Source organism: Pseudomonas entomophila (genome assembly GCF_013523125.1).
Lineage (GTDB): Bacteria > Pseudomonadota > Gammaproteobacteria > Pseudomonadales > Pseudomonadaceae > Aquipseudomonas > Aquipseudomonas entomophila_B.
On the sequence record NZ_JAAMQJ010000041.1, the window covers coordinates 18461 to 43307 of the forward strand.

21 protein-coding genes and 1 rRNA gene are annotated in these 24847 nt (G+C 63.3%); 9 read left to right on the top strand and 13 right to left on the bottom strand.

Annotated features, from left to right (window positions below; translation table 11 throughout):
• Positions 1 to 66 precede the first annotated feature (66 nt).
• Positions 67 to 537 (bottom strand): TlpA family protein disulfide reductase, encoded by a 471-nt coding sequence (locus tag G7007_RS18160; protein WP_181103950.1) that lies wholly within the window; start codon positions 535 to 537, stop codon positions 67 to 69.
• An 85-nt stretch (positions 538 to 622) separates the two neighbouring features.
• Here G7007_RS18160 and arsC point away from each other — a divergent pair, with 85 nt between their 5' ends.
• Both arsC and wrbA read left to right on the top strand, forming a co-directional pair.
• Positions 623 to 976 carry an arsenate reductase (glutaredoxin) gene (gene arsC / locus G7007_RS18165; protein ID WP_181103953.1) on the top strand — a complete coding sequence of 118 codons (354 nt, stop codon included), beginning with the start codon at positions 623 to 625 and terminating at the stop codon, positions 974 to 976.
• Positions 973 to 1578, top strand: coding sequence for an NAD(P)H:quinone oxidoreductase (wrbA, locus tag G7007_RS18170; RefSeq protein ID WP_181103956.1), 606 nt, complete (start codon positions 973 to 975; stop codon positions 1576 to 1578). The genes arsC and wrbA overlap by 4 nt, the downstream gene beginning before the upstream one ends.
• An 18-nt stretch (positions 1579 to 1596) precedes the next feature.
• On the opposite strand, the gene G7007_RS18175 is transcribed toward wrbA, so the two are convergent.
• Positions 1597 to 2268: a DNA-3-methyladenine glycosylase I gene (locus G7007_RS18175; RefSeq protein ID WP_181103959.1), complete on the bottom strand. Its 672-nt coding sequence runs from the start codon at positions 2266 to 2268 to the stop codon at positions 1597 to 1599.
• 3 nt (positions 2269 to 2271) lie between these two features.
• The gene (gene ttcA / locus G7007_RS18180; protein ID WP_181103961.1) at positions 2272 to 3096 is read right to left on the bottom strand and encodes a tRNA 2-thiocytidine(32) synthetase TtcA; all 825 of its coding nucleotides are present in this window, start codon (positions 3094 to 3096) and stop codon (positions 2272 to 2274) included.
• Between the two features lie 164 nt (positions 3097 to 3260).
• Between ttcA and G7007_RS18185 the strand changes: the two genes are divergently transcribed.
• The gene (locus G7007_RS18185) at positions 3261 to 3755 is read left to right on the top strand and encodes a SprT family zinc-dependent metalloprotease (protein WP_181103964.1); all 495 of its coding nucleotides are present in this window, start codon (positions 3261 to 3263) and stop codon (positions 3753 to 3755) included.
• A 219-nt stretch (positions 3756 to 3974) separates the two neighbouring features.
• On the opposite strand, the gene G7007_RS18190 is transcribed toward G7007_RS18185, so the two are convergent.
• Positions 3975 to 5297 carry a dicarboxylate/amino acid:cation symporter gene (locus G7007_RS18190; protein ID WP_181103967.1) on the bottom strand — a complete coding sequence of 441 codons (1323 nt, stop codon included), beginning with the start codon at positions 5295 to 5297 and terminating at the stop codon, positions 3975 to 3977.
• 345 nt (positions 5298 to 5642) lie between these two features.
• On the opposite strand from G7007_RS18190, the gene G7007_RS18195 reads away from it, so the two are divergent.
• The 5 genes from G7007_RS18195 (at position 5643) to G7007_RS18215 (ending at position 12855) form a co-directional block, all read left to right on the top strand.
• Positions 5643 to 6344, top strand: coding sequence for a 4'-phosphopantetheinyl transferase family protein (locus G7007_RS18195; protein ID WP_181103969.1), 702 nt, complete (start codon positions 5643 to 5645; stop codon positions 6342 to 6344).
• A 600-nt stretch (positions 6345 to 6944) separates the two neighbouring features.
• Positions 6945 to 9824, top strand: coding sequence for a ribonucleoside-diphosphate reductase subunit alpha (locus tag G7007_RS18200; protein ID WP_181103972.1), 2880 nt, complete (start codon positions 6945 to 6947; stop codon positions 9822 to 9824).
• 292 nt (positions 9825 to 10116) lie between these two features.
• On the top strand, positions 10117 to 11370 hold the full coding sequence (locus tag G7007_RS18205) for a ribonucleotide-diphosphate reductase subunit beta (RefSeq protein WP_181103974.1): 1254 nt from the start codon (positions 10117 to 10119) through the stop codon (positions 11368 to 11370).
• A 201-nt stretch (positions 11371 to 11571) separates the two neighbouring features.
• Entirely contained in the window at positions 11572 to 12438 is an 867-nt protein-coding gene (locus G7007_RS18210) for an AraC family transcriptional regulator (protein ID WP_181103977.1), read from the top strand.
• Positions 12439 to 12468: 30 nt separating this feature from the next.
• Positions 12469 to 12855: a cupin domain-containing protein gene (locus G7007_RS18215; RefSeq protein ID WP_181103980.1), complete on the top strand. Its 387-nt coding sequence runs from the start codon at positions 12469 to 12471 to the stop codon at positions 12853 to 12855.
• 176 nt (positions 12856 to 13031) lie between these two features.
• On the opposite strand, the gene G7007_RS18220 is transcribed toward G7007_RS18215, so the two are convergent.
• From G7007_RS18220 to G7007_RS18245, 6 genes are all read right to left on the bottom strand, one after another.
• A complete protein-coding gene (locus tag G7007_RS18220) occupies positions 13032 to 13598 on the bottom strand; it encodes a UPF0149 family protein (RefSeq protein ID WP_181103982.1) in 567 nt (188 codons plus the stop codon).
• Between the two features lie 86 nt (positions 13599 to 13684).
• Complete coding sequence (locus tag G7007_RS18225; RefSeq protein WP_181103984.1) at positions 13685 to 14674, bottom strand: asparaginase; 990 nt, start codon at positions 14672 to 14674, stop codon at positions 13685 to 13687.
• Positions 14671 to 15828 carry a hypothetical protein gene (locus G7007_RS18230; protein WP_181103987.1) on the bottom strand — a complete coding sequence of 386 codons (1158 nt, stop codon included), beginning with the start codon at positions 15826 to 15828 and terminating at the stop codon, positions 14671 to 14673. Before G7007_RS18230 ends, G7007_RS18225 begins: the two co-directional genes overlap by 4 nt.
• A 9-nt stretch (positions 15829 to 15837) precedes the next feature.
• A complete protein-coding gene (locus tag G7007_RS18235; RefSeq protein ID WP_181103989.1) occupies positions 15838 to 16734 on the bottom strand; it encodes a nitrilase family protein in 897 nt (298 codons plus the stop codon).
• A 142-nt stretch (positions 16735 to 16876) separates the two neighbouring features.
• Positions 16877 to 18805 (bottom strand): flavin monoamine oxidase family protein, encoded by a 1929-nt coding sequence (locus G7007_RS18240; RefSeq protein WP_181103993.1) that lies wholly within the window; start codon positions 18803 to 18805, stop codon positions 16877 to 16879.
• Between the two features lie 434 nt (positions 18806 to 19239).
• On the bottom strand, positions 19240 to 20643 hold the full coding sequence (locus G7007_RS18245) for an MFS transporter (protein WP_181103996.1): 1404 nt from the start codon (positions 20641 to 20643) through the stop codon (positions 19240 to 19242).
• Between the two features lie 224 nt (positions 20644 to 20867).
• Here G7007_RS18245 and G7007_RS18250 point away from each other — a divergent pair, with 224 nt between their 5' ends.
• Positions 20868 to 21401: a helix-turn-helix transcriptional regulator gene (locus G7007_RS18250; RefSeq protein WP_258198615.1), complete on the top strand. Its 534-nt coding sequence runs from the start codon at positions 20868 to 20870 to the stop codon at positions 21399 to 21401.
• A 57-nt stretch (positions 21402 to 21458) separates the two neighbouring features.
• Here G7007_RS18250 and G7007_RS18255 read toward each other — a convergent pair whose 3' ends face one another.
• The 3 genes from G7007_RS18255 to rrf all read right to left on the bottom strand — a co-directional run.
• Positions 21459 to 23102 (bottom strand): acetolactate synthase large subunit, encoded by a 1644-nt coding sequence (locus tag G7007_RS18255; RefSeq protein WP_181104001.1) that lies wholly within the window; start codon positions 23100 to 23102, stop codon positions 21459 to 21461.
• 242 nt (positions 23103 to 23344) lie between these two features.
• Positions 23345 to 24535 carry a hypothetical protein gene (locus tag G7007_RS18260; protein WP_181104004.1) on the bottom strand — a complete coding sequence of 397 codons (1191 nt, stop codon included), beginning with the start codon at positions 24533 to 24535 and terminating at the stop codon, positions 23345 to 23347.
• A 239-nt stretch (positions 24536 to 24774) separates the two neighbouring features.
• Positions 24775 to 24847, bottom strand: a 5S ribosomal RNA gene (gene rrf, locus G7007_RS22680); the annotation flags it as partial.

Consider the following 24847-nt stretch of genomic DNA (forward strand, 5'->3'; position numbering starts at 1 on the left):
TGCATCGCGGGCAAGCCCGCACAAGATAGAATCCACGGGCGCTTACCTGCTTTATGCAACCCCCGCTCAGACCTCCGGCCCCTTCAGTGCCTTCAGGCGTGCCTTGAGGCTTTCCAGGGTCTGCTCGCCGACCAGTTGCTCGCGCACCTTGCCCTTGTCGTCGATGATGTAGGTGACCGGCAGTGCCTCGCTGCGCGGCAGGTCGTAGTGCTCGGCCGGGTCCTGGGCCAGCACGGTGAACCGGATGCCGAGGGTCTCGCTGGCCTGCTTGAGCTCATCGCCCTGCAGCCCGTCGAAGTTGACCCCGATGACCTTCACGCCACTGGCCTGCCAGCGCTGCGCGGCGGTGTTCAACTCGGGAACCTCCAGACGGCATGGCCCGCACCATTCGGCCCAGTAGTTGAGGATCACCCAGTGCCCGTCCACCTGGCTGGCCTCGACGGCCTTGCCATGCTGATCGACACCGTAGTCCGCGCCGCAACCACCGAGCAGCAGGCCTGCGGTAATGGCCAGTGCTGCCGCGAAACGCCTTGCCATGCGTGCATCCTTCTTGAAGTTTGAAGCGAACGATCGATTCGCTGAGGTTAGAATAGCCGCCACACCCTGCTGGATGCGACCTGTGATGACCGATCTGACGCTGTATCATAACCCGCGCTGCTCCAAATCCCGCGAGGCCCTGGCGCTGCTCGAAGCCCGCGGCCTGGCGCCGACGGTGGTGCGCTACCTGGAGACACCGCCGGATGCCGAGGCCCTGCGTGCCCTGTTGAAGGCCTTGGGCCTGCCGGCGCGTCAGCTGCTGCGCAGTGGCGAAGATGCCTACAAGACCTTGGGACTGGCCGACCCCGCCCTCACCGAGGCCCAGCTGGTCGACGCCATGGTCGCGCACCCCATCCTGATCGAGCGTCCCATCCTGGTTGCGGGCGACCGGGCCGTCGTCGGTCGTCCTCCCGAGCAGGTGCTGGAGATCCTGCCATGAACGCGCCGTACATTTTGGTGCTGTACTACAGCCGGCACGGCGCGACCCGCGACATGGCCCGGCACATCGCCCGAGGCATCGAACTGACCGGCCTGGAAGCGCGCCTGCGCACTGTGCCGGCCGTGTCCAGTGACTGTGAAGCGGTCGCGGCGGACATTCCCGAACACGGCGCGCCCTACGCCACGCTCGACGACCTGCGCGACTGCGCTGGCCTGGTACTGGGCAGCCCGACACGCTTCGGCAACATGGCCGCCCCATTGAAGTACTTCCTGGACGGCACCAACGGCCTGTGGCTCAGCGGCGATCTGGTCGGCAAGCCGGCTGCGGTGTTCACCTCCACGGCCAGCCTGCACGGCGGCCAGGAGAGCACCCTGCTGTCGATGCTGTTGCCGCTGCTGCACCATGGCATGTTGGTGTTGGGGCTGCCGTACAGCGAATCGGCGCTGATCGAGACCCGGGGCGGCGGCACGCCCTATGGCGCCAGCCACCATGCCGGCGCCGATGGCAAGCGCGCGTTGGATGCTGAAGAGATCGCCCTGTGCCGTGCCCTGGGCCAGCGCGTGGCGAGCACCGCCAGGACGCTCGCCCACCCGACCCGCTGAGACGCGGGCACTCGGGCGTCAGTGATTGACCGTATGTGCCAGCATCACCGACAGCTGGCACAGCGGCCGACCGCTTTGCTGGTGCCACTGGTTGAAGGCCTGCTGCACCAGCGCCAGGTCGCGTTGGCTGGTCGGCTGCTTGTCGATCACGCCCTGGGCGATCAACGCGGCAGCCATGTCGGTGGTGGGCACGAAGGTGTCCTTGCCGATCATGCGCAGGAAGCGTGGCGCCGACAGCCCGCCGAGCTGGTTACCATGGCGGGTCAAGTACTTCCACAGGCCGACGATGTCGTCCACCGGCCAGTCGGCAATGAACGCCGCGAAACTGCCGTGCTCATGCTGCACGTCGAGGATCATCTGCGCATTGCGCGGCACGCTCTTGAGCTTGGCCAGGTGGCGGATGATGCGTGTGTCCTGCATCAGCCGTTCCAGGTGCTCGGCGCCCATCAGCACGACTTTCTCTGGGTCGAAGCCGAAGAACACCTGCTCGAAGGCCGGCCACTTGGCGTCGACCAGGCTGTGCTTGAGCCCGGCGCGAAAGACCCGCAGCGCCAGCGTCGACAGGTAGCGGTCGTCCCCGATCGCCCTGAGCTGCTCGGGCGTCTTGGGCCGTGGCAGGCGCGCTTCGAGCGCGGCAGCCGAGCCGAAGCGGTTGAGGCAGTACTCGTGCAGCCAGGTGTAGTTACGCATGGGTCAGAGGTTCACCACGTCGAGGAAGCGCGGGGTCGCGTTTTCGTCGATCTTCAGGCTGCCGAAGTCGAACAGGTCGCGGTCGGCCAGCTGGGACGGCACCACGTGCTGCAGACCGCGGAAGATGTTGTCGGTACGCCCTGGGTGCTTGCGCTCCCATTCCACCAGCATGTCCTTGACCACCTGGCGTTGCAGGTTTTCCTGGGAGCCGCAGAGGTTGCACGGGATGATCGGGAATTCGCGCATGTCCGAGTAGGCCTGGATGTCCTTCTCGCTGCAGTAGGCCAGCGGGCGGATCACCACGTTGCGGCCGTCGTCGGCCCGCAACTTGGGCGGCATGGCCTTGAGCGTGCCGTTGAAGAACATGTTGAGGAAGAAGGTCTCGACGATGTCGTCGCGGTGGTGCCCCAGGGCCATCTTGGTCGCGCCGATCTCGTCGGCGAAGGTGTACAGCGTGCCACGGCGCAGGCGCGAGCACAGCGAGCAGGTGGTCTTGCCCTCGGGGATCAGCTCTTTGACCACCGAGTAAGTGTCCTTCTCGACGATGTGGTACTCGACGCCGAGGGTCTCGAGGTAGGCCGGCAGCACGTGCTCGGGGAAGCCGGGCTGCTTCTGGTCCATGTTCACCGCGACGATCTCGAACTGGATCGGCGCCACTTTCTGCAGGTGCAGCAGAACGTCGAGCAGGGTGTAGCTGTCCTTGCCACCGGACAGGCAGACCATGACCTTGTCGCCATCCTCGATCATGTTGTAGTCGGTGATGGCTTCGCCGGCGAGGCGTCGCAGGCGTTTCTGCAGTTTGTTCTGATTGACCGAAAGGGTGCCCATAGCGCTTGGATCCGCAAGGTGTGACAAAAGCCGGCCATTTTACGCATAAAGCGGCGTTTCGCGTAGGGTAATCCGATGAAGACCGTGACCGGCGACCGGTCGGCTGGTGGCGCCATGCCGAGGCTGGACGTGAGGCATAATGGCCGGCCAGGAGATCGTTCGTCATGCCAGACCTGCTCAACCAACGCGTGGAAGCCTGCTACCGACAGGCCGAAACGTTCTTCGACCGTCGCTTCCCCCGGCCCGAGGTGAGCCTCAAGCTGCGCGGGCAGAAAGCCGGCGTGGCGCACCTTCAGCAGAACCTGTTGCGCTTCAATGCGCAGCTGTACCGCGAGAACACCGACCACTTCCTGCGCCAGACCGTGGCCCATGAGGTCGCGCACCTGGTGGCGCACCAGGTGTTCGGCGGGCGCATCCAGCCCCATGGTCGCGAGTGGCAGTCGATCATGGTCGGGGTGTACGGCCTGCCGGCCGAGCGCTGCCATAGCTATGCCGTGGAGCGGCGCAGCGTCTTGCGTTACCTGTACCACTGCCCGTGCCCGGAGAGCGAGTTCGCGTTCACAGCGCAGCGGCACCGGCTGGTGCGGGGTGGGCGGCGGTATGTGTGTCGGCGCTGCAAGCAGGTGTTGCAGTACAGGGGGGAGACACGGATGGTGTGAGTGCGGGTGTCGGGTGGAGGGGTTGCAGGCAGGGCGGTACCTCGGTGGTTTGCCTGGGTGCTAGGGGTGGCTGATTTCGTGGGCCCTGCGGGCCCACAAAAAACCGCGATACGGTGACACATGGATCGCGCGGAAGGACCGCTGCCTTCATAAAAGCGGGCTACCCACTTTCACAAAAAAGGCGACCCGAAGGTCGCCTTTTTCACACGCGTCGAGCGATCAGCGGGCCGGGCCTTCGGCCACGCCCAGGTCGTCGGTCGGACGGGTCTCGACCAGTGGCGCGCCACCGGAGGCCAGCTCGGAGGCCAGCTTGTCGTTGTCCATCTCGTTGACCCACTTGGCCACGACCACGGTGGCGACGGCGTTGCCGACCAGGTTGGTCAGTGCGCGCGCTTCGGACATGAAGCGGTCGATGCCGAGGATCAGCGCCAGGCCTGCCACCGGCAGGTGACCGACGGCTGACAGGGTCGCGGCCAGGACGATGAAGCCCGAACCGGTCACGCCCGCAGCGCCTTTGGAGGCGACCAGCAGCACCAGCAGCAGGGTGATCTGGTGGGTGATGTCCATGGTGGTGTCGGTCGCCTGGGCGATGAACACGGCCGCCATGGTCAGGTAGATCGAGGTACCGTCGAGGTTGAACGAGTAACCGGTCGGGATGACCAGGCCCACCACCGACTTCTTGGCACCCAGGCGTTCCATCTTGGCCAGCATGCGCGGCAGGGCCGATTCCGACGAAGAGGTGCCCAGCACGATCAGCAGTTCTTCACGGATGTAGCGGATCAGCTTGAGGACGCTGAAGCCATGGGCGCGGCAGATGGCGCCGAGCACCACCAGCACGAACAGCAGGCAGGTGATGTAGAAGCAGGCCATCAGGTAGCCCAGCTGCACCAGCGAGCCGACGCCGTACTGGCCGATGGTGAAGGCCATGGCACCGAACGCACCGACCGGGGCCAGCTTCATGATCATGTTGATGATGTTGAACATGACATGGGCGAAGCGATCGATCATGTCCAGCATCGGCTTGCCGAAGCTGCCCAGACGGTGCAGGGCGAAGCCGAACAGCACGGAGAACATCAGCACCTGGAGGATGTCGCCGTTGGCGAAGGCGCCGACCACGGTGTTGGGGATCACGTTGAGCAGGAAGCCCACGGTGGTCTGCTGCGCGCCGGCGGCGGCATAGGCAGCCACGCTGCTGGCGTTCAGGGTGCTGACGTCGACGTGCATGCCGGCGCCGGGCTGGACCACGTTGACCACGACCAGACCGATGATCAGGGCGATGGTGGAGACGATCTCGAAGTACAGCAGGGCGTAGCCGCCGGTCTTGCCGACCGACTTCATGCTCTGCATGCCGGCGATACCGCTGACCACGGTACAGAAGATGATCGGGGCGATCACCATCTTGATGAGTTTGACGAAGCCGTCGCCCAGGGGCTTCAGGGCAACACCGGTTTCAGGGTAGAAGTGGCCGAGCAGGATACCCACGGTGATGGCGACCAACACCTGGACATACAGGGATTTGTACAGCGGCTGACGTGTCGTCATGGCTCAATTTCCTCAGTGTGCGGCGCCACCCTTCCCAGGGCGTCGAAGCACCTAGCGCGAACCCTCCTGCACTGGGAGGGATTTGTTGTAGGAGCTGCTGATTGCAAGACTCTGCCAACTGCTTAGCAAGGCCGGTGCCACAATGCACGGTGTCGGGGCATGGGCCGTGTTTACGGGATGTTGCTGCTCGGTTGGTGTGCAGCCGATGTCTCTCCCGTGGCGGAAACCCGCCGCCCCTGCCAGCCAGCCCTGGCGCGATGGCGGAAATCCGCCCGCACGGTACAGCGGAGTGAGCGATTCGTCCTGCACTCCCCTCCTGTGTCCGGGGCTGGCACAATGGTCAGCATGAACCGACTTCCCCACTGCTGCGACCCCCTCGAGTACCACTGGCCCCTGCCCCGCCCTTTGCCGGGTGCGGTGCTGGTCAGTTGCACCTTCGATCCCGGCCGCCTGGCACCGGACGATTTCCAGCGCGCGAAGATCGTGCAGACCTCGAGCCTGCAACGCTCGGTCGCCAAGCGTCAGGCCGAGTATCTGGCCGGCCGGGTCTGCGCCCGCGCCGCCCTGCAACGTCTGGACGGCCGTGAGCATGTACCGGCGACCCACGAGGATCGCTCGCCGGTCTGGGCCCCTGGGGTGCACGGTGCCATTACCCACGGTCAGGGCTGGGCTGCCGCCGTGGTCGTGGCCCAGGATGACTGTGGCGGGGTTGGCCTGGACGTTGAAACCGTGCTGAGCGACGCGCGTGCCGAACGCCTGGCAGGCGAAATCCTGACGCCTGCGGAGCTGCAACGGCTGGATCGCCATCAGCTCGGCCTGACGGTGACCCTTACGTTCTCGCTCAAGGAAAGTCTGTTCAAGACCCTGTACCCGCTCACCGGCACGCGGTTCTGGTTCGAGGATGCCGAGGTGCTGGACTGGTCGCCAGAGGGCGACGCGCGGCTACGGTTGCTCACCGACCTGTCGCCGGCCTGGCGCGCCGGGCAGGAAGTACGAGGCCAATTTCGGGTCGAAGAGGGGCAGTTGCTGAGCCTGGTCAGTGTCTGACGCGTCGGCCGTAGAGTTCCCTGGAAAAACAAAGAAAATTCGCCGACCAATGGCGACTCCTTTGTAAGACGCGAGCTACAAGGGATACGCCCCCCTACGCACAAAATACCCACACGTTATCCACAGAGGCGTCGTCTTGCATTAGGCCGGCGACCGCACTATCTTGTATCGCCATGACCGGCGACCAACTACATGTTGGGTTTTACGCCAAATCGCAAACACAAGTCAGGCAGAAAACTCAAGCCCTTCAGGGGCCTTTTTTCGGCGTGTACGTGACGCGAAGTCGCCAACCAGACCGCTCCTGCGGAGGCCCTCGAGATCTGTCCGAATCAGACGTGTTCGAGGTAGGTATACCAGCGCCCCCAGGCGCGGTGGACCACGGCAACAGACTGTTGGGCACACGCCCAGGACGTTTGACATCGGCCAGGGAGCGGCAGGCGATTGCCCCCTTTTATTTCCGATCTGTCCAACGTCGGTGGGCCTTGGCGGGCCATTGCATGCATGCCATGCAGAGGTCGCCAGGGCCAGCGAGCGCTTGATCGGATCGATGGACGTCCAAGACGTCCGTACAAACATTGAGAATGTGGAGAGTCACCCCCCATGCAAACCGACACAACTCGCGAGAACCCGCAGGCCCAGGTGCCATCGGCCGCCGATTCCACTGCGGATCTGGCTGCGACCGCCCCTGGTCAACTGCGTGTGATCAAGCGCAACGGTACCGTCGTCGCCTACACCGACGACAAGATCACCGTCGCCATCACCAAGGCGTTCCTCGCGGTTGAGGGCGGCACCGCCGCCGCCTCGTCGCGCATCCATGACACCGTCGCCCGCCTGACCGAACAGGTCACCGCCACCTTCAAGCGTCGCATGCCCTCGGGTGGCACCATCCACATCGAAGAGATCCAGGACCAGGTCGAACTGGCCCTGATGCGCTCCGGCGAGCAGAAAGTCGCGCGCGACTACGTGATCTACCGCGAACAACGCGCCAAGGAACGCGCCACCCGCGCCAACACCGGCGCCGTGGTCGAACCGCACCCGTCGATCCGCATCACCCTGGCCGACGGCAGCAAGGCACCGCTGGACATGGCGCGCCTGAACACCATCATCAGCGAAGCCTGCGAAGGCCTGGCCGAAGTCGACGGCGAGCTGATCCAGCGCGAGACCCTGAAGAACCTGTACGACGGCGTGTCCCTCAAGGACGTCAACACCGCCCTGGTGATGACCGCCCGTACCCTGGTCGAGCGCGAGCCGAACTACTCGTTCGTCACCGCCCGTCTGCTGATGGACACCCTGCGCGCCGAAGGCCTGGGCTTCCTCGGCGTGGCCGAGAGCGCCACGCACCACGAGATGGCCGAGCTGTACGCCAAGGCCCTGCCGGCCTACGTCGCCAAGGGCATCGAGTTCGAACTGCTCAACCCGGCACTGGCCGACTTCGACCTGGAGCGCCTGGGCAAGGCCATTGATCACGAGCGTGACCAGCAGTTCACCTATCTGGGCCTGCAGACCCTCTACGACCGCTACTTCATCCACAAGGATGGCGTGCGCTTCGAGCTGCCCCAGGTGTTCTTCATGCGTGTGGCCATGGGCCTGGCGCTGGAAGAAGCCGACAAGGAAGCCCGTGCGATCGAGTTCTACACCTTGCTGTCGTCCTTCGACTACATGGCCTCGACCCCGACCCTGTTCAACGCCGGTACCCTGCGCCCGCAACTGTCGAGCTGCTACCTGACCACCGTGCCGGACGACCTGTCGGGCATCTACCACGCGATCCACGACAACGCCATGCTGTCGAAATTCGCCGGTGGCCTGGGCAACGACTGGACTCCGGTGCGTGCGCTGGGCTCGTATATCAAGGGCACCAACGGCAAGTCCCAGGGCGTCGTGCCCTTCCTCAAGGTGGTCAACGACACCGCCGTGGCGGTCAACCAGGGCGGCAAGCGCAAGGGCGCGGTGTGCGCGTACCTGGAAACCTGGCACCTGGACATCGAAGAGTTCATCGAGCTGCGCAAGAACACCGGTGACGATCGTCGTCGTACCCACGACATGAACACCGCCAACTGGATCCCGGACCTGTTCATGAAGCGCGTCTTCGACGACGGCAAGTGGACCCTGTTCTCGCCCTCGGAAGTGCCGGACCTGCACGACCTGACCGGCAAGGCCTTCGAAGAACGCTACGAGTACTACGAAGCCCTGACCGAGTACAACAAGATCAAGGTGTTCAAGACCATCCAGGCCAAGGACCTGTGGCGCAAGATGCTCTCGATGCTGTTCGAGACCGGCCACCCGTGGTTGACCTTCAAGGACCCGTGCAACCTGCGCTCGCCGCAGCAGCACGTGGGCGTCGTGCACAGCTCCAACCTGTGCACCGAGATCACCTTGAACACCAACAAGGACGAGATCGCCGTCTGCAACCTGGGCTCGATCAACCTGCCGAACCACATTGTCGATGGCAAGCTGGACACCGCCAAGCTGCAGCGCACCGTCAACACCGCCGTGCGCATGCTCGACAACGTGATCGACATCAACTACTACTCGGTGCCGCAGGCGCGCAACTCGAACCTCAAGCACCGCCCGGTCGGCCTGGGTATCATGGGCTTCCAGGACGCGCTGTACCTGCAACACATCCCGTACGGGTCCGACGCGGCGGTCGAGTTCGCCGACAAGTCGATGGAAGCGGTCAGCTACTACGCGATCCAGGCCTCCTGCGACCTGGCCGACGAGCGTGGCGCCTACGAGACGTTCCAGGGCTCGCTGTGGTCCAAAGGCATCCTGCCACTGGATTCCCAGCAGATCCTGATCGAAGCCCGTGGCCAGAAGTACATCGACGTCGACCTCAACGAGAGCCTCGACTGGGCACCGGTCCGTGCCCGTGTGCAGAAAGGCATCCGCAACTCGAACATCATGGCCATCGCGCCGACCGCGACCATCGCCAACATCACTGGCGTGTCGCAGTCGATCGAGCCGACGTACCAGAACCTGTACGTCAAATCGAACCTGTCCGGCGAGTTCACCGTGATCAACCCGTACCTGGTGCGCGACCTCAAGGCGCGTGACCTGTGGGATTCGGTGATGATCAACGACCTCAAGTACTACGATGGCTCCGTGCAGCAGATCGAGCGCATCCCGCAAGAACTGAAGGACCTGTACGCCACTGCCTTCGAAGTCGAGACCAAGTGGATCGTCGATGCCGCCAGCCGTCGCCAGAAGTGGATCGACCAGGCGCAGTCGCTGAACCTGTACATCGCCGGCGCGTCGGGCAAGAAGCTCGACGTGACCTACCGCATGGCCTGGTACCGTGGTCTGAAGACCACCTACTACCTCCGTGCCCTGGCCGCGACCAGCACCGAGAAGTCGACCATCAACACCGGCAAGCTCAACGCCGTGTCCAGCGGTGGCGACAGTGCTCCGGTCCAGGCCGCCGGTCCTGCCCCGGTGCCGAAGGCCTGCGCGATCGACGAGCCGGATTGCGAGGCGTGCCAGTAAGCGCCACGCGAGGCCTTCCTCGGAAGGCCTCTTCATCCAGGCACCTCACCTTGCCAGGACCGCCGTGACAGCATCCAGGATGCAGGGCATGGGTGCACCGCTCTGTCGAGCGAAGCGCCTCTGCCATGCAGACGCCCTACAACAGGTCGACGCCGCGTAGCGCCGGCCCGCCCCTTCCGGGGCCTTCCCGATTTGCGTGCACCCGCAGTACCCCCACACGGGGCTCAGGCACCGCAACCATGATCCACAGGCCTTCCGTCAGGAAAGGCCCCTCGAGCAGGAGATTCTCACCATGCTGAGCTGGGACGAATTCGATAAAGAAGACGGCGACGCCGCCGCCAATGGCAACACCCACGCCGCCCAGGCCGAAGCCGCCACTTCCCTGGACAAGCTCGACAGCGCCGGCGACGCCGCCGCGCAACAGGCCCGTGCCGTCGTCGCCACCGACTCCGAGGCCGTCAAGCGCGCCAAGGCGTCGCTGGACAAGCTCGACATCGCCGAAGGCCTGGCCGAGCTGGAAGGCTCCTCGGCCCGTGTTGCGGTCGACGAGAAGCGCATGATCAACTGCCGCGCCGACCTCAACCAGCTGGTGCCCTTCAAGTACGACTGGGCCTGGCAGAAGTACCTGGACGGCTGCGCCAACCACTGGATGCCGCAAGAGGTCAACATGACCGCGGACATCGCCCTGTGGCGCGCCCAGGACGGCCTGACCGAAGACGAGCGCCGCATCGTGATGCGCAACCTCGGCTTCTTCTCCACCGCCGACTCGCTGGTCGCCAACAACCTGGCCCTGGCCGTGTACCGCCTGATCACCAACCCGGAGTGCCGCCAGTACATCCTGCGCCAGGCCTTCGAAGAGGCGATCCACACCCATGCCTACCAGTACTGCATCGAATCGCTGGGCATGGACGAAGGCGAGATCTTCAACATGTACCACGAGATCCCGTCGGTAGCGAAGAAAGCCGCCTGGGGCCTGAAGTACACCCGCGCCATCTCCGACCCGGAATTCGACACCGGCACCGTCGAGACCGACAAGGAGCTGCTGCGCAACCTGATCGCCTACTACTGCGTGCTCGAAGGCATCTTCTTCTACTGCGGCTTCACCCAGATCCTGTCCATGGGTCGCCGCAACAAGATGACCGGCGTCGCCGAGCAGTTCCAGTACATCCTGCGTGACGAGTCCATGCACCTGAACTTCGGCATCGACGTGATCAACCAGATCAAGATCGAGAACCCGCACCTGTGGGACGCCGAGATGAAGGAAGAAGCGACCCAGATGATCCTGCAGGGCACCCAGCTGGAGATCGAATACGCACGTGACACCATGCCACGCGGCGTGCTGGGCATGAACGCGGCGATGATGGAGGACTACCTCAAGTTCATCGCCAACCGCCGCCTGACCCAGATCGGCCTGAAGGAAGAGTACCCAGGGACCACCAACCCGTTCCCGTGGATGAGCGAGATCATGGACTTGAAGAAAGAGAAGAACTTCTTCGAGACCCGTGTGATCGAGTACCAGACCGGTGGGGCGTTGAGCTGGGATTGAGGTAGGGAGTTCTCAGGCTTCATACGCGGGGAAGTCTTTCAGACGTCCAGGACGGTTCGCCTGCCTGGCGTCTGATACGAAAGCCACCTGAGCCGCAAAGGCAAGGGTGGCTTTTTGCATGGACGACGTTTCGCAAGCTTCGCTACGCTGGTCTGTCCAGAGACAATGGCGTCGAAGAGTCCCTCAGCAGCGAGTCTGTTCATGGAACGAAAGACACTCCCCTGCTCCTCCTCCGATTGGGTCTTGCGCAGCACGACGCCCGGCCATGTGGAGCGCATCGAAGCCTGGTTCGGTGGTCATGGCTACGACCCGCACCGCCACGACACCTATTCGATCGGTCGCACGCTCACCGGCGTTCAGAGCTTTCACTACAAAGGGACCTTGTGCCACGGCATGCCGGGCAACACGCTCGTGCTGCACCCGGACGAGGTCCACGATGGCATGGCAGGCACGGAGGCAGGCTTTCGCTACCGGATGGCCTACATCGACCCGGCGTTGATTCAGCACGTGCTCGCAGGAGAGCCCTTGCCGTTCATCGCGGGAGGACTGTCCAGCGACCCGCGCCTGCACCGTGCCAGCGAGGTCTTCGTGCAGGCCGTGGATCACCCCCTGGACACGCTGGAAGAGCAGGACGCCGTGTATGACCTGGCCATGGCCCTGCGCGCCGTCGCCGGCAAGCCACGGGGTCGCAAGCGTCTGGACTACCGCGCTGCCGAACGCGCCCGGGCCTTCATCCTGGAGCACCTTCACACAGGTATCACGCTGGAGATGCTCGAGCAGGCCAGCGGCCGCGAGCAGTGGAGCCTGTCACGGGATTTTCGGGCGCTCTATGGCACCAGCCCCTATCGCTTCGTCACGTTGCGGCGCCTGGACACTTTTCGCCGGTTGATCCTGGACGGCTTCACGCTGGTCGATGCTGCCCTCGCCGCCGGCTTTCACGACCAGAGCCACATGACCCGGCATTTCACCCGCACCTATGGGGTGCCGCCGCTGCGGTGGCTGGACCGGCTGCACGCGTACCGCCAGGTTGCAGGATCGTACAAGCGCAGCACACTTCCCGTTGGATAGGCTGGCCACTCCCATCAGAGAGGATCCATCATGTCTGTCTTGCATCGAGCGCTCACCTCGCACCCTGTGAACCTGGCTCAAAAAGCGTCGTCGATCGACCAGCCGTGGAGCCCAAGGGTCGTCGCGGAAATGAACGACTACCAATTCAAGGTCGTACGCATCGAGGGGGAGTTCATCTGGCACGCGCACCCCGAAACCGATGAAGCCTTCCTGGTGCTCGAAGGCCTCTTGCGCATCGACCTGCCGGAAGGCTGCGTTCATGTGAAACCGGGTGAGCTGTACGTCGTGCCGCGGGGTGTCATGCACAGGACCGCGGCGCAGATCGAGACGACCCTCATGATGATCGAGCCGCGTGGGGTGCTGAACACCGGTCATGAAGGCGGAGCGCGAACGGCCGTGAATGACATCTGGATCTAGGCTTTGGATGGAAAGTCGCCGAGCGGCGAGCAGGCAAGGCGAAAACAGGTGAGGAACGGTCAGTCGCGCTCGACTTTACATAGGGTAAATGAGCATTCCGAGCCTGTTTTCAACGCAGCCTGATCGTCGCGCAGGCACTTTACGTACAAAATCTGGGTGGGCCTGACTCGTCCTGACTAGTGTCGGGTGGTAGCAGCGAACTGCTGTTGATAACGGTAGAGTCCACGCACCGCCTCGACGACCTCGGGCACGCAGGCCTGCCGCTGCGCCTCGCTCATGGCATCGAGCAGCTCGACGTTGTCTTCCAGGCCATGCAGGGAGATCGTCTTGAGCAACGCGTCCTGCTCTGCTGGCAAGTCCGCCCACTCGGCGACCTGGGTGCCGCGCATGTAACCGAAGCACCACTCTTCCAGGATGGTGACCGGCCCCTCCTCGCCCTCGCCTTCCTCGAACAGCGGCTCGAAACCGTCCAGGTCCGACGCCAGTGCCTGGTCGATCTGGTCGCAGTAGCGCAGCATCAGCGCGGTGTAGGCCTCGCCATGGGCGGCGCTCTTGAACTTGGGCACCTTGCCGCCGCTGACGGCAGGCAGCCAGCGCTCGGCGTTGACCCGGGCCGGCGAGCTGGCCAGGGCGGTGAAAAAGCCGTTGAGCTCGGCCAGATTGATGACGGAGAAGTCGTTGCCGTAGGTGATCAGCAGGTCTTCGAGGCGGTTGAGTTCTTTTTCGGAGAGTGCAGGCAGCATGAAAGCAGGTGTCCTTGGGTGAGTGCCTGCACCCTAGCACAGCGGGCCGCAGGTTGACCCGCGGTCGGTGACTGACGTCGTCGCGCTCAGTCCGGCAAGAATCGCGTGAACGATGAGGCCATGCCGTTGGCCAGCAGCAGGCACAGCAAAAGACGGCTCTTACGAGGACACAGCGTCCCTGCCATCTGTATGTCCTTGGCCTGCAGGTCGATTTCCGCGCCTTCGAACCCGTACGTGGCGTGTGCGGTCGGCCCATTGCCCGTACGGCTGGCGACCACGACGGACATCTGTGCAGCCAGGCGTTCGAGCGACCGCGACCATCTGGCCGAGACATGGCCGGCACCGAAACCGGCGATCACTGCACCTTGATAGCCCAGCTCGGGCAGTGCGTCCAACAAGGCGGTATCGGCCCCCAGGCTGGCTTCGAGCAAGGCGACAGGAGGACATGGCTGTCGAGGTGCGGGCAGCGTCACGCGAGACACGGGCGAATGACGATAGCGTGTCATGCCTTCGTACAGCCAACCGAGTGGACCGAAGCCAGGCGACTCGAACGCGGCAAGCGCCAGGCTGGCGGTCTTGCGTACACGACTGGCGGCGTGGATCTCTCCGTTCATCACCACCAGCACGCCGTGCCCACGGCTGTGGGCAGACAATGCCACCTGGGCGGCCGCCAGCAGGTTGCCTGGCCCGTCACTGCCTGGCTGGGTCGCAGGGCACATGGCGCCCGTGAGAACCAGTGGTGCCGCGAAAGGCCAGAGCAGGTCGAGCCAGTAGGCCGTCTCTTCCAGCGTGTCGGTGCCTTGGGTGAGGACGATGCCACAGGCGCCGTTTTCGACGCGCGACCTGGCCCACTCGAAGACATCGATCAAATCACCGAGATCGAGCGAGGCACTGGGCACAAGACACAAATCCGTGCTGTGCAGACGCGCCAGCGTGGCAAGGCTGGGTAACTGGGCGAGCAGTTCGGCACATCCCAGGCGAGGAGTGATACCGAGGTCGCCCTCGCTGGATTGCATGCAAATGGTGCCGCCCAGGCTGCCGATCGAAAGGCTGGGCAATGGCGTACACGTCGTCATGGATGGCCTCCAACGATGATGCCAATGAGTGGGACGATCACGGCGGTGCAGACCGCCATGGCACACACGTTGCCGATGTAGCCGTGCATGTAGGCCGGCAAGCGATCACTGATGACCACTGCCAGGGGCGGCGCAATCAGGGCGCCCCACAGCGCACTGAGCACGAGCACTGGCCACCCGCCGCCGAGCGTCAGTACGGCCGCCGGCACGATGGAAACGATGGGAATGTAGGTCGGGTACCAGCCGCGCTGTCGCCACTGATGACGCCACAGCAAGACGCCGATCAACGAGGCCAGTGCCTGACCGGTGATCAACTCCAGCACCAGGCCAGAACCATAGGCCGGAGCGCCGGGCGACAGCGCGTAGGCCAGCAAGGCCCCGAGTACCAGGCCGAGGCTGGCCCATTCGTTGCCGAGAAACGGCGCTTCGCTGAAATCCGCCAGGACACGGCGCATGACCCAAAGCGGGCCGTAGCCCGGTACCTGTGGGCTTACCGACTCGACTTCCGCAGGGGTAGGTTGTTCTGGCTTCACCAGCAGAGGGAACTGCTTGCACAACATGAAGGCGACCAGGCTGGCAAGCGCCATGCCTGAAACGTTGCCGATAACCACGGGCAATCCCAGGGGGTAGCACAGGTAATTGACCAGCAATAAGGAGGCCGGCGTGACCAGCACGGCACCCAGTACGGCGCCAGTGAGCGTGACGCGCCAGCCACCGCCGAATAGCAGCACCATGGCCGCCGGCAGCGAGACGAAGGCGACGAAGGTCGGTTGCCAGACCCCGCTGTTCAAGGTCCAGCCCCACAGGGCATGGCTCAACAACAGGCCACCCAGCGAACTGGCCAACAACCATGGCCAAAGCCCGCTGCCATAGCAGATGGCGAACCCCTGCCAGCGCTTGCCGGAGCGGTGTGCCCAGTGCCCGAGCCCTGCGCCCAGCAGTAGACCGAGAGCGGGTAGCTCATGCTTATAGAAGGCCACTTCGCTGATATCGCCGATGATCCAGCGCAGTCGACTCAAAGGCTGGTCGAGGGTGGCGGTGAGCTGAGCGTACTCGGGCTGATGGCCCGACAGGCATGCCAGCGCTATGGCTACCGAGAGACCCGCGAGCAGTACCACGCGCCAGTGACGCGGCATTGTGAATGTCGTGTTCATCACGATTCCTCAACGTGGCAGGGGCGCATGCAGGCGATAGCCGAGCATGGCGTCGTAGAGGTCGCCGCGACGATCACGCGGCAGGTCGTTGAGGCTGTTCCAGATGGGGGCGCTGCGTGCCAGGCTGAGGTCGATCTCGGCGTACAGGATGCATTCCTGCTCGGCACTGGCGACTTCGCCAATCGGCCAGCCGTTGATCCCGGCAATGAGCGAACAGCCCAGAAAGCGACTACCACGTTCACAGCCGATGCGATTGGCCGCCGCGATATACACGTTGTTGACGTGGGCGGCCGTCATGGTCAAGTACGACGCCATGCAGCGGCCGGCCACGTCGAACAACGGCGGTGGTGTCCAGACCCAGTTGTTGACGCTACAGATGATGTCGGCGCCTTGCTGGGCGAGCAGACGCGGCACTTCGGGGAACCAGATGTCCCAGCACACGAGCAGACCAATGCGCCCGATGGGGGTTTCGAAGACTGGAAACCCTAGATTGCCTGGTGTGAACCAGAGCTTTTCCTGGTTCCAGAGATGCGCTTTGCGGTAATGACCCAGCAGGCCTTGCGGCCCGAACAATACCGCGCTGTCGTACAGGTTGAGCCCCTCGCGCTCGGCGAAGCCTGCGACGAGATAGACCTGGTGGTTCCGCGCAAACTCCGACCAGGCAGCGACGGTAGGACCGTCTTCGAGGGTCTCGGCGTGTTGATAGGCCTCGACACGCGATTGGAAGGCGTAACCGGTATTGGCCAGCTCTGGCAGGACGATGAGGTTAGCGCCTTGCTGCACAGCGCGCCGGGCGAGCGCCAGACCTTTGCTGACATTCGCGGTCCGGCGTTCGATCCCCACCTGGGGATCGAACTGGATGACGGCGACGTGCGCAGGGCTGACGGGAACGGATGGCTCGTTCATGGCGGCTTCCTTCTTATCGTTATGGAAGGCGCCAGTTAACCCCGTTCGTCCCAGGGTTGATCAGTCAGCTATTTCCCATAGATCTGGCGAAATTTCCGACCGCATCGACTGAATGGGCTGATACTCAGGCGCGACCCCAGCGCTACGCCTGGTAATGCGGATAGTCCGCCAGGGTGAATCCTCCGTTAAAGACGGCTTGGGTTCGGTCGCACAGGTTAATCACCGCATCCATCGCCGTGCGCAGACAGGGCTCGGTCCAGCCTGCGTCCACGGAGAAGGACTCGCCTGCCAGGTAGAGACCCGACATACCGCCAAAGTCCCGGTTGTAGCGCATGAGGCTGATGGCCGCGTGGTACGTCCCTGCCCTGTAGAGTTTCGCGCAACCCAATGCGTGTTTGTCCGTCATCCAGCGTTGGACGACGCTGTATCGCGTATCGATGAACGGTGAAATGGCCTGTTTGATGTTACTGCACCGAAGCAGGATGCGATCAAGCTCCTGCGTGCAGGCATCGACTAGCTCCGCGTCCGATAGAAACCCCAACTTGGTGGCATCGTCTTCCCACGTGTAACTGAGCAGGATGCAGTCGTAGGCATGATGCGCCGTGTAGCGATAGGCGTAGACATCGTGCACGAAGCTGTCGGTGATCAGGATCTGAGGAAGCTGGGGATGATCGTCGAGAAACGCCTTGCTCAACCGTGCATAGACCTTGCAGCTGGTCTCCCAATGCGCATGCTTCCAGGCATCGACGATCGAACAGGGTAGAACGTCGCGGCCGAAACCCTCCAGGCGGACAGTCGTCTCGATGAGCCAGGAGGGCAAGGTCAGGATGACGGTGTCGAAAGCTTCGCTGGCGGTCGTGCTGGACATCGGTTCATCGCTGCACCGGTGATGCACGACGATTTTTCCATTATCCAAGCGTTGCAGGCGAACCACGGAGGTGTTGGTCAGAAGGCCATCGGGGCGTGCCAGGCAATGTGCGTAGAGTGACCGCTTGACTTCGGGTATCTCCAGGAACAGCAAGCACTCATCCAGCGCGCCGATACCCAGGTAGTCAGGTGCCTTGAACATCGAGCCGGCACTGTCTGGCACTTCACTGTGGTCCAGGTAGGGGGCGGCATAGGGCACTCCCTGCTCGTCAACGCGACCATGAATGAGCTGCAGGTGACTGCTGAACCCGAACAGCGCGGTACGCAGTGGGTAAAGACAGCACACGTCATAAAAGGCGCCCCAGCTCCCGTCGCCGATACCGATGGCATAGAAGATGGACGACTCGTCCTCGGTCATGCCAAGGCCGCCGAAATCGCCTGGGCGATCAGGATCGAGAACGTCTAGAAACGGCAGCTCGACCAACTGACGGAATGACAGTGACTGATAACGTTCGACGATCTGTCGCCACAGCGTCTCCCACATGCGTGTGCCATATGAAGCGGCCACTTTCTCTGCAAACCGTTGCGCAAAACGTTCCCACTTGTCATGGACGCGTCGCAGCGCTGCGCCAGGGGGCGGCGTGTTGCCGTCGGAGTTTTGCCAGATCAGGAGCGTTGGTTCACCCTGCCCCTCCAGTTGGCCTTCTCTCATGTAGATACCGGTCGCATTGACCCACGGTGTGCCGGGGTTCGGAAAGTCCGACGTTCTCAAACCAAAGAGCTGGCTGTAATACGCCATGAGTGACCGGCCCGCTTCGGGCGGCTCGCCTGTCCTGTTGAAAAACGGCATGCGCATGGCGCCCAGTTCAAACGGTGTAGACGGCTTCTTGTAGTCTTCAGGCCCATCCACGACCGTGAAATGCCGCCCGCCGACGCGCTTGGCCTTTTCGATCACCGTGATTTCAGTGAATCCGCAACGCAGAAGCTCACGGGCGGCGACAAGGCCGGTGACACCGGCGCCGACGATGCAAATTCGATGGGTGGTCTTCGTCGCTTGAGCAATGCCACCTGCTTGCTCGACGAGTCGTCGATAGTCGAAACAGAGATCGGGCGGATTGGGAAAACGCGCGCTCCATGGCAAGGGATCCGCGCCAGGCGTGATACGCAGGTCGGCAGGATGGTTGTGTGTCGATCCGATCGTCATGTCGTCAGTCCGTCCAGGTAGGTGGACGTGCAGTGTCATCGACATCGGGCGGCGTCAAACCATAGATAGCTAATCCCAAGATCGGGAGAAGATAGGGCAACTCCAGCTGCCCTCATCCTTATTCAGATCGGTCAACCCTCGTCCATGCCCAGCGACTTGCCGGCAGGGACCACTTCACAAGGGGGACTGCATCATCGACCTGGCTGATCGACGCGATTCCTTTTATGGGAGTGGGCTTGTGCACGATGCAAGCGGTGCCGGACCGGACGCTATCGCGGGCAAGCCCCACAGGTCCGTGAAAACCGCTCTCACTGCGGGGTACCCACGGGTCGACGGCCCTGGAAGTCGATCAGTGATAAGGCTTCTGAATAGCGCCAGCCATCGCCATGCCCTCTGCGCGACAGCGCGACGCCAGGGCAGTCGGTGGGCGCTCATCAGGCGAAGGTACGCGCCGCCTTGATGGCACTGAAGATCCCCAGCAAAGGTGCGAGGGCCAGCAGCGCGAACAGCCAGAAGGCTGCATTGCCGAGCGTGGCGACTTCTGTGCTGCCATCACCGAGCCCGGCCAGGTTGACGATCATGCCGGCCAAGGCAGCGCCCAACGCCGTGGCGAACAATTGAACGGTGGTGAGCGAAGCGCCGGCGGCCTCCTGGTCCGCCTCAGGCGTGATGACCAACACCTGCGTCAACAAGTGCGGCCAGCCCAGGCCGATGCCGAAACCGACCAGGCCGAGCCCTGCGCAGATGCCGGTCATGACCCAGCCATCGCCCGGCGACGCAATGGGGCTGGCGGCCGCCAGCATGACCATGCCGACGAACACGCAGATCGGCCCGTTGATGATCGCCAGACGTGCGCCGCGTGCTTGCCAGCCTGAGCTCAGGACTTCCGAGACCGTCCAGCCGGCGGCCATCAGCGCTGCGATATAGCCGGAGACCAACGGTGTCTGGCCCTGCAGCTTCTGCAGGAAGTACGGCACGAAGGTTTCGCTGGTCATGCCGACCACCAGCAACCCCATGGTCAGGTAGAGCGCGCACAAGGGCGAGGACAGCCGAAGGGCACCCTGTGGCAGCAAGCGGACCTCGCTCACGCGCTCCAGGCGTGCGATCCAGACCACCAGCAACAGCGCGGTGACGACGCCCAGCACGTTCAGCGCCGGTACGCTCGAGACGCTGCCGGCACTGACCGCCAGCACCGCGGCAGTCAAGGCCATGAGCTGCGGCATGGCCAGCGCACCGCCGTCGCTTGCGCCCTCTTTGGCTGGCAGTACCCACCAGACAAATACGGTGTAGAGCAGCGTGATGGGGACCAGGATACCGAAGGCCATGCGCCAGGCGTCGTACTCGGCGAAGAGGCCGCCGATGGCCGGCCCTAACAGGGTGGCGACGCCCCACATGGCTGAAATCAACGCCATGGCCCGCGGCCACAGGTGCTCCGCGAAGGCGTTCTGAATCATCGAATAGCTCAACGCGAACAAGAAACCTCCGCCCAGGCCTTGCAGCGTTCGGCCTATCAACATCACGGTCATGCTGGGCGCAAGGGCGCAGGTCAGGCTGCCCAGCATGAAGCACAGCGCCGCTACCGCGTAGGCACCGCGCGATCCACGGCGTGCTAGCAGACGGGCCGTCAAGGCCGAGCCAATGATCGACGCCACGACGAACAGCGTCATGTTCCAGGCATAGAGACTGACTCCGCCGATCTCGGCGACGACGGACGGCAACACGGTGGTCGCGATGTATATATTGATGGCGTGTAACGCAACACCTCCCGACAAAGCGAGCGAACGTGCGCCATTACGTCCTGACAGCAGGCTCCCCCAACTTGCATTCACGGTATCCATACAGCCTCCTGGCTTTATCCTCGTGCGGATTGTCTGAATCCGCACTGTGGGTTACGCTTGATAAAACAAGTAAATTCTTTTTTTATTCTTGAAGGGAGAGGTTGCCGTTGTCAAGCCACCACCAGGACATCGAGGACAGGCCACAGGCCACGGCGGATCGTCTGCTCCACCTGCTCAAGACGCGTGGGGCGCAACAAGCGGTCGATGCAGGTCAGGTCTTGGGCATGACGGCCGAAGCGGCCAGGCAGCAGTTCGCGAAGCTGGCTGCACAGGGGTGGGTGGAGGCGTATTCGGAAGCGCGAGGGGTGGGACGCCCTGCACAGTTCTGGCAGTTGACGAGCAAAGGGCATGGTCGCTTTCCCGACACGCATGCGGACCTGACGGTGCAACTGCTCGATTCGGTGCGTCAGGCGTTCGGAGAGCCGGCCATCGAGACGCTGATCTCGATCCGCGAACGGCAGAATCTCGATAACTACTTGAAGGCGATCGGTGAAACGGATTCGCTCGTGGAAAAGGTCCAGCGCCTGACCGAGGCGCGATCTCGCGAAGGGTACATGGCGGAGTATGCCATCGAAGAGGATGGCACCCTGACGTTCATCGAGAATCACTGCCCGATCTGTTCAGCAGCGGCGTTCTGCCAAGGCTTCTGTCGCTCCGAACTGGAGCTGTTCGAGCAGGTTCTAGACGCACGGGTGGAGAGGACCGAGCACATCCTGGCTCAGGCCCGGCGTTGTTGTTACAGGATCAGTCCACGCTGAATGCAGGACCGTGCCGCCCGTACTGCCAATGGCTGGCAGTACGGGCGATTGCAGGGGTCAGACCGCCAGCGCACGCTCACGCAGTTCGCTGTTGAGGATGCGGTCGTTCTCGCTGTAGTCGACCGGGCAGTCGATCACGTGCACGCCTGGGGTCTTCACACAGTGCTCGAGCAGCGGCAACAGGCCGTCGGCGCTTTCCACGCGGTGGCCATTGGCGCCATAGGCTTCGGCGTACTTGACGAAGTCCGGGTTGCCGTAGTCCAGGCCGAAATCGGTGAAGCCCATGTTGGCCTGCTTCCAGCGGATCATGCCGTAGCCATCGTCACGCAGGATCACCACGGTGATGTGCATGCCGAGGCGCACGGCCGTTTCCAGCTCCTGGCTGTTCATCATGAAGCCACCGTCGCCGCAGACCGAGATGACCGGACGCTCCGGGTAGACCAGGTGCGCGGCCATGGCCGACGGCAGGCCGGCGCCCATGGTCGCCAGGGCGTTGTCCAGCAGCACGGTGTTGGGCTTGTGCGCCTTGTAGTTGCGGGCGAACCAGATCTTGTAGATGCCGTTGTCCAGCGCCACGATGCCTTCGGACGGCAGCACGCGACGGATGTCGGCGACCAGGCGCTGGGGGTAGACCGGGAAGCGGTCGTCGTCGGCGCCTTCGGCGATCTGGGCCTCGTTGGCCTCACGGATCGCCATCAGGCGGGTGAAGTCCCAGTGGCTGGTGTCGGTCAGGGCTTCGCCGATCTGCCAGACGGTGTTGGCGATGTCGCCGATCACTTCGACCTGCGGGAAGTACACGGCATCGACTTCGGCGCTGCGGAAGCTGATGTGGATGACTTCGGTGCCGCCACGGACCATGAAGAACGGCGGCTTCTCGATCACGTCGTGGCCGATGTTGATGATCAGGTCGGCGGCCTCGACGGCGCGGTGCACGAAGTCACCGGACGACAGCGCGGCGTTGCCCAGGAAGCGTGGGTGACGCTCGTCGACCACCCCCTTGCCCATCTGGGTGGTGATGAACGGGATGCCGGTCTTGTCGATCAGCTGTTTGAGGACCTTGGCGGTCATCTTGCGGTTGGCGCCGGCGCCGATCACCAGGATCGGGCTGCGGGCGTTCTGGAGCTTCTGCACGGCGGCTTCGATGGCCTTGTGCTCGGCCAGCGGGCGACGGTGCAGGCTGCGCGGGATCGGCAGCGCGTCGGTCTGCTCGGCGGCGATGTCTTCCGGCAGCTCCAGGTGCACGGCACCGGGCTTTTCTTCTTCGGCCAGGCGGAAGGCTTCGCGCATGCGGGCCGGGATGTTGTCGGCCGAGGCGAACTGGTGGGTGTACTTGGTGATCGGGTCCATCATGCCGCAGACGTCGATGATCTGGAAGCGGCCCTGCTTGGACTTCTTGATCGGCTTCTGGCCGGTGATCATCATCATCGGCATGCCGCCGAGATAAGCGTAGGCGCTGGCGGTCACCAGGTTGGTGGCACCCGGGCCCAGGGTCGACAGGCTGACGCCGGTCTTGCCGGTCAGACGGCCGTAGGTGGCGGCCATGAAGCCTGCGGACTGTTCGTGACGGGTCAGTACCAGCTTGATCTTGGACTTGCGCAGGGACTCGAGCAGATCGAGGTTTTCCTCGCCTGGGATGCCGAATACAAACTCGACACCTTCGTTTTCCAGGCATTGCACAACGACATCGGCGGCCTTGGCCATCTTGCTTGTTACCTCAAGTGATAGTGCGGTGGTGAATCCGGGCATGCTTCAGCGCACAGCGCTGCATCGATCGGTCCGTGGGCCTGTCTGTGGATCACGAACAAGGTCTTGACGCAGCTTGGGCACGGGAAAGTCACGTGCGATCACGTTGCTGTCGCAATCGGTGACAAGGGTGCCGTGCATGGCTGACGGCGTCCAGGCTTTATTGCCTGCACAACGGTGAACACCTCCGGTTCACGCGCTCAGAACGTCGAGGGGCCGATGAACAGGCCAATGAGCGGGTTCAGGACCAGCGTGCCTAACGCCATGGCCAGGGCGCAGCCCACGTGCACGGGCATGTCGTCCGGCAGTCGCAGAGTGATTGCGATGGCCAGGGGTGGCAAGACGGCGGCGCCGAGCAAGGCGCTCAAGAGCACGACACTGACTTGACCGCCGTACGTCATCAAGGCAACGGGCACGATCGACACGATGGGCAGATAGGTAGGGTACCAGCCCAGGTCGATCCAGTGCCGACGCCAGATCACGACGCCCAGCAACGAGGCCAGAGCCTGGCCTGTGATCAATTCGATGACAAGGTCTGAACCATAGGCAGGGCTGGCAGGCGATAGCAGATAGGCCAGCAACAGGCCGCCCAACAGACCCAGGCTGGCCCACTCGTTACCGAAGAACGTCACCTCACTGAAATCGGCCAGCACGCGTCGCAGGACCCATACAGGGCCATGGCCGATGTCGACCGTCCTCGATCGCGTCGGCAGAGGTCGGTGTCGACCGCCCAACCAGTGAGGGCAGCGTGCGCACACGTGCGAGGTCAGGGCACAGGCGATCGCCACGCCGAGCATACTGCCCGTGACACTCGGCCACTTCAGGGGCAGGCACACGAAATTGAACAACAGCAGGCTGATGGGCGTGACCAACAAGGCACCCAGTACGGCGCTGCTGAACAGCACGCGCCATCCACCACCGCGCGACATGACCAGCAGGGCCGGGATGAAAATGAATGCCACATAGGTGGGCTGCCAATTGCCGTCCTGCAGCGTCCATCCCCAGAGGACGTGGCTCAGCAGCAGGCTGACGAGCGAACTGCCGACGACCCACCCCCACTCTCCGTGGCCGTGGCAGATGGCAAACCCCTGCCAGGCAGACGTACGTCGGCAGGCTCTGTGGGCAAACCAGCCGCCTCCCAGCAGACCCAGCGTGGCCAGCTCGTGCTTGTAGAACATGGCGCCGCTCATGTCGCCCAGGATCCAGCGCAGGCGGCCCAAGGGCTCGTTGATGTGCAGCAGCATGTCCTCATAGTCGGGCCATACGCCCAACCAGACCTGTGCACGGCCGCTGACGACCTCGATGAACAGGACGGTGAACAGCGAAATCGCCAGGCAAATCAGCCCATGGGCATAGACACTTTGACGAAAAGGAGGAAGGGCGTTGTCCATCTGCAGATCCTTCACGGTGAGAAGGTCACAGTTAAACGGGCGGAGCACGGGGGCTGACAGTCAGACGCTTCTGACAGAGACGCGGGAAACCTCAATTACCCAAGCGCGAGTCGGCCTATTGAAAGACGGAGTCGAGCGCTTCGGTCTCAAAAGCCGAGGCAGGCCACACCTGGGGTGTCGGCCTGCGGAAAAGACAAAACCCCTACCTGCATGCGCAGATAGGGGTTTTGCGAAATGAATCTTGGCGATGACCTACTCTCACATGGGGAAACCCCACACTACCATCGGCGATGCATCGTTTCACTGCTGAGT